General features: G+C 74.1%; 4 protein-coding genes and 1 pseudogene. 2 read left to right on the plus strand and 3 right to left on the minus strand.

Annotated elements, in window-relative coordinates; genetic code table 11:
* Window positions 1-57: 57 nt before the first annotated feature.
* Both G5C65_RS31355 and G5C65_RS31360 read right to left on the minus strand, forming a co-directional pair.
* Window positions 58-1,461 (minus strand): zf-HC2 domain-containing protein, encoded by a 1,404-nt coding sequence (locus G5C65_RS31355; protein ID WP_338146754.1) that lies wholly within the window; start codon window positions 1,459-1,461, stop codon window positions 58-60.
* Window positions 1,458-2,072 (minus strand): sigma-70 family RNA polymerase sigma factor, encoded by a 615-nt coding sequence (locus G5C65_RS31360; RefSeq protein ID WP_165302431.1) that lies wholly within the window; start codon window positions 2,070-2,072, stop codon window positions 1,458-1,460. The genes G5C65_RS31355 and G5C65_RS31360 overlap by 4 nt, the downstream gene beginning before the upstream one ends.
* A gap of 285 nt (window positions 2,073-2,357) precedes the next feature.
* On the opposite strand from G5C65_RS31360, the gene G5C65_RS31365 reads away from it, so the two are divergent.
* Entirely contained in the window at window positions 2,358-2,738 is a 381-nt protein-coding gene (locus G5C65_RS31365; protein WP_165302432.1) for an anti-sigma factor antagonist, read from the plus strand.
* 97 nt (window positions 2,739-2,835) lie between these two features.
* On the opposite strand, the gene G5C65_RS31370 is transcribed toward G5C65_RS31365, so the two are convergent.
* Window positions 2,836-4,452: a class I adenylate-forming enzyme family protein gene (locus G5C65_RS31370; RefSeq protein WP_165302433.1), complete on the minus strand. Its 1,617-nt coding sequence runs from the start codon at window positions 4,450-4,452 to the stop codon at window positions 2,836-2,838.
* A gap of 134 nt (window positions 4,453-4,586) precedes the next feature.
* Between G5C65_RS31370 and G5C65_RS31375 the strand changes: the two are divergent.
* Window positions 4,587-4,778 (plus strand): annotated as a pseudogene (locus tag G5C65_RS31375) (amidohydrolase family protein); the annotation flags it as partial.

The following is a 4,778-nucleotide window of genomic DNA, read 5'->3' on the forward strand; positions in this document are numbered from 1 at the left end:
CCCGTGCCCCGTGCCCCGTGCTCCGTGCTCCCGTGCCCCGTGTGCGGGCCCCTGCACCTACAGCCGGGAGAGGGACGCCGCGGCGAAGAGGACGTCCTGGATGGCCTCGCGGTCCCCGTCCTGCCCCGCCGCGGCCTCCTGCGGCGGCACATGGCCCGCGGCGAGCTGGCAGAACTCCAGCCCGTCCAGCGCCACATGGGCGACCGCCTCCTGGGGCGAGGCGGTGGCGCCGGGCGAGTCCAGCGGGATGTACCAGTGGCCGCCGCCGCTGCCCTCCACCTCCAGGTGCAGCGTGCGGCCCGGCGCGCCCGCCGGGGCCAGTCTGCGCGGCGGTGCCGCGAGCCCGGCGCGGCGGCGCCCCGCGATGGCGCCGGGGAGCTGGCGCGCCGCGAGGTCCACGAGGCGGTTGAGATGCGCGGGCATCGGCGGTCCGTACGGATAGTCGACGGCCTCGGCGATGTCCCCGGCGTGCACCCAGCACTCGAAGGCGCGGTCCAGGAAGGCGTCGGACAGCGGCAGCGAGAACGGGCCGTAGGGGACGGCGAGCCCGGCCACCCCGCCGGCCGTTCCGTCCGCCGTTCCGCCCGCCGCGCCGCTGCCGCCGGCCCCTTCGTGGTCGGCTGAGGCGCTCGTCGCGTCGTCCTCGGCGAAGGATGCGGAGCGGATCACCGCGTGCGTCTGGTCGCGCCACAGTCCGCGTGCGGCGGGTGTGCGGTGCGCCTCCCGGTCCAGGGACCAGAACATCTCCGTGCGGGCGACAGGGCCCGCCGGGCTCTCCGGGCCCGCCTCGCCGAGCGGGTCGGGCAGCCCCAGGACCGTCGCCAGGAGGCCGTCCACGGCCAGCAGGTGGCCGATCACCCCGGCGACGGTCGTACGGCGCTCCGTCTCGCGTTCCCCGTCGAACCAGCGCAGCAGCACGGGCGCGCGCCACTCGGCGTCGGCCATGTCGCGCAGCAGCGCGTCCAGGCGTGCGGTCTCCGCGTCGTACGGTGCGACCCAGTCCGGGACCGGGACGCGCGCGGGACGGCGTCCGAGGCAGCGCTCCAGAACCCGGGCGCGCAGCGTGGGGTCGAGGTCCAGGCTGTCCTCGGAGTGCAGCAGGCCGACCGCGTCACGCAGCCGCAGCGCCTCGTCGGCGCACTGTGCGCAGTCGGTCAGATGGGCCTCCACGGCGGCTGTCTCCTCGGCGGAACAGGCCGCCAGCGCCCAGGCGCCGAGGAGTGACCGGAGGACGTTGTGGTCGTACACGTGCTCCTGCTCGTCCTGCTTGTGCTGCTGACTGCTGTGGTGCCGCGGGTCATTCTGCTCGCTGTGCGGCGGGATGCCGAACTGCTGGCCATTCTGCTCCCCGGACCGGGCGCCGTGCGGCAGGTCGGGCGGCCGGCTGTGCGGGCGGCCGCCCTGCGGCTCGTCCGGTCGTCCCCTGGAGGGAGGTTCGTCGGGGCTCAGCGGGGCGCTCACCGCTGGTGTCCCGTCGGACGCGTGCCGGCTGCCGGCTCGCCGGGCTCCCCGGGGCCCGGCGCGGACAGTCCGGGCGGCAGCACCGTCGCGGAGGAGAGCAGCTGCAGCCCCAGCCGGAGCCGCCGCCGGGCCTCGTCCTCCGTGACGCCCAGGTGCGCTGCGGTCTGGCGGTAGTCGCGCCGCTCGAAATAGGCCAGCTCCAGCGCCGCGCGCAGCGAGGCGGGCATGGAGGTGACGATGTAGTCCGCGCGGGCCGCGGTGGAGGCCGCGCGGACCTGCTCCTCGATCCGCTCGGCCTGCTCGGGAGTCGGCGGCTCGCCGCCGCGCTGCTGCCGGCGCAGCCGCCCGGCGGCGAGCCGCTGGGTCAGTGCCGCTATCCAGGAGCGCATCGGGCCGTGCCGCGGGTCGAACGCGTCCGGGTGCTCCCAGACGTAGCTGAACACGTCGCGCGTGGTGTGGTCCGCCGCCTCGTCGTCGTCCAGCACCCGGTGGGCCAGGCCGTGGACGAGGGACGCGAAGCGGTCGTACAGCTCGCCCAGCGCCGCGGCCTCGCCCCGTGCGAGCCGCTGCTGCATCTTCCTGTCCCAGCGCGGTGCCGTGTCGTTCGCCATGAAGTACCGCCCTCGCCCGCCCTTGTGACGCTCGTCAACGTCTCGAATGTAGTGCGAGGGGCTGACAACGCACGCCCCTTTACGGCAATGTGCGCCCCGGAGCGGTTGCTGATGGTGCTTATTCCGTCACCGTGTGCTTGTTCGCGCACGGAATGACGGGGATTGGCGGAAGTTCTCAGATGTACGCCCTGGTGACGACTTAAGGTCCTCCTTGGGGACCAGTTTCGGCGGAGGCCGCGCGGGCAGCCGACAGCCGAGGACGAACGACGAAGGGGATGCGCGGACGTGTCGTTGAAAGTGCAGGAGGAGGAGCGGGGGGAGTGGGCCGTGCTGCGCGTCTCCGGCGAGATGGACCTGGTGACCTCTCCGGCCGTGCGGCAGCACGTCCACGACGCGGTGGCCGAGGGGCGCCGCAGCCTGGTGCTCGACTTGTCGGAGGTCTTCTTCTGCGACTCCAGCGGTGTGGGCGTCCTGATCGCGTCGCGCCGTCTGATGCGCTCGTGCGCGGGGCGGCTCCGGCTGATCCTGCCCGCACAGGGTGCGGTTGACGGGTCTCATGTCAACCGGGTGCTGGCGGCGCTGGGCGTGCGCCGGCTCTTCGACTGCTACCCCGACCTCGAAGCGGCCACCGCCGAGACACCGGCGGGCCGCCCCCTGACGGCGTAGACCGGCGAGACCGCGCCCCGTCAGGGGCGCGGGGAACTGCGCGCTCAGCCACACCACAGTGCACGCGCGCGCTGCGGCGAGCGGCGAGGGGCAGCCCCTACCCGGCGGGCTCGGTCCCCCGCGGAGCGGAGAACCGCTCCCTGAGCTTGTACTTCAGCACCTTCCGCAGGGCCTCGTTGCGCGGCAGCGCGGCCACCACCTCCAGCTGCTCGGGCAGCTTGTGCGTCGCCAGCCCGCGCTGCCGCAGATAGGCCGTCACGCCGTCCAGCGTCAGCTCTCCCGCCCCGGCGGGCTGTTCGAGGACCGCGCAGACCCGCTCCCCGCGCCGGGCGTCCGGAAGGCCGATCACGGCCGCGTCGCCGACCGCCGGGTGCTCGTAGAGCAGCTGCTCGATCTCCTTGGCGGAGATGCTCTCCCCCTTGCGGATGATGATGTCCTTGGTGCGGCCCGTCAGGACGAGGTACCCGTCCGGCGTCAGGTGCCCCAGATCGCCGGTGCGCAGGAAGCCCTCGTCGTCGAAGGCGCCGGCGGACTCCGCCTCGTCCAGGTAGCCCCGGCACACGGCCTCACCGCGCAGCCGCACCTCGCCGTCGGCGCCGGAAGGCCGCGGCGCGCCGTCCGGGCCGGTGATCCGGATCTCCATGCCGTCCGGCGGGCGGCCCTCCGTGGTGGCCAGGCGCTCGGCGGTGTCGCCGGGGTCGCCCATGGTGATCATGGGTGCCTCGGTCATGCCGTAGCCGTGGGCGAGCTGGCAGCCCAGCTCGCCGACCACCTCGTGGTAGAGGTCGGGCGGCTTCGGCGCGCCGCCGCCCGCCAGCAGCCGCAGGGTGGGGATGAGCCGCTGTCCCGGCCGCTTGCGCTGCTCGGCCAGGAAGAGCGAGTAGAACGCCGTCGAGCCGCCCGCGAGGGTGACCCGGTGGCGGCGGTAGGCGTCCAGCGCGTCCGGCAGCGCGAACTGCTCGAAGAGCACCGCGGGGAGCCCGTACAGCAGCGTCATCACCAGGTAGTCGGGACCGCCGATGTGCGCGTACGGGAAGGCGACGGAGCCGGTGTCGTCCGGGCGGGGCCGCAGCGCGTGCGCCAGGCAGGAGCCGCCCGCGATCAGGCTGCGGTCGGTGTGCCGTACGCCGCGCGGTTCGGATGTCGTGCCGGACGTCCAGTAGATCCAGCGCACCGCCGTGCCGTCGTCCGGTGGGGGCGGCAGCCGCTCCGGGTCGCCGTCCGGCAGCGTGTCGTAGACGGTCAGGACCTCCGGCCGGCGGTCGAGCCCGGGGGCCAGCCGGTTCGCCATGTCCGCGTAGTCGAAACCGCGCCACCGTCCCGGGTGCGCGTACAGCCGCGCCCCGGTCGCGCGCAGCGCCAGCCCCACCTCGCGGGCGCGGGAGTACGGGATGAGGGGCGACTGCCGTACGCCCAGCCGGGCCAGCGCGAGGGAGAGCACGACTGTCTCGATGCGGGTGGGCAGCTGCCACACGACGGTGTCGTGCTTCCGTACCCCCCGCTCGTACAGGCCCGCGGCCGTCCGTTCGGCCTGCTCGCGCAGTGCGCCGAAAGTGAGCGTGCGGTCGCCGTCCGGGCCTGCTCCGGCCTGGATGAGCGCGGGGGTGTGCGGGGTGTGTTCCGCGCGCCGGGCGAGCAGCTCCCACAGGGTGCGGGACGCGCCGAGCTCGTGTGCCGTACCGCCGGCTGTGCCGCCGGAGTGCGCGCCGTCCATGCCGGCCTCCTGAGCTGACGGTCCGTCAGGTGTGTCCGGAAGCGTAGAGCCCGGCGGCTTGTCGGTCCAGAGCCCGCGGGTCTAGCCTCTTTCTGACGGGTCATCAGATACACCGGACGGTGAGGGGATCCGAGGTGACCGACCTACCGCGCATCATCAGCGTCGACGACCATGTGATCGAGCCCGCGCACCTCTTCGCGACGTGGCTTCCTGCGAAGTACCGGGACCGGGGGCCGAAGCCGCTCACGATGGGCATCGGCGAGCTGGAGTACGTGGGCGGGAGGTACCGGATCACCACCGACCCGGAGGGGCCGCCGACCGACTGG

This window comes from Streptomyces boncukensis (assembly GCF_011045075.1).
In the GTDB taxonomy this organism is placed as follows: Bacteria; Actinomycetota; Actinomycetes; order Streptomycetales; family Streptomycetaceae; genus Streptomyces; species Streptomyces boncukensis.

Bases quoted from the DNA above. Each gene is read 5' to 3' on its own strand.
- G5C65_RS31360 (WP_165302431.1), bottom strand. From the start codon at position 2,072: ATGGCGAACGACACGGCACCGCGCTGGGACAGGAAGATGCAGCAGCGG.
- G5C65_RS31370 (WP_165302433.1), bottom strand. From the start codon at position 4,452: ATGGACGGCGCGCACTCCGGCGGCACAGCCGGCGGTACGGCACACGAG.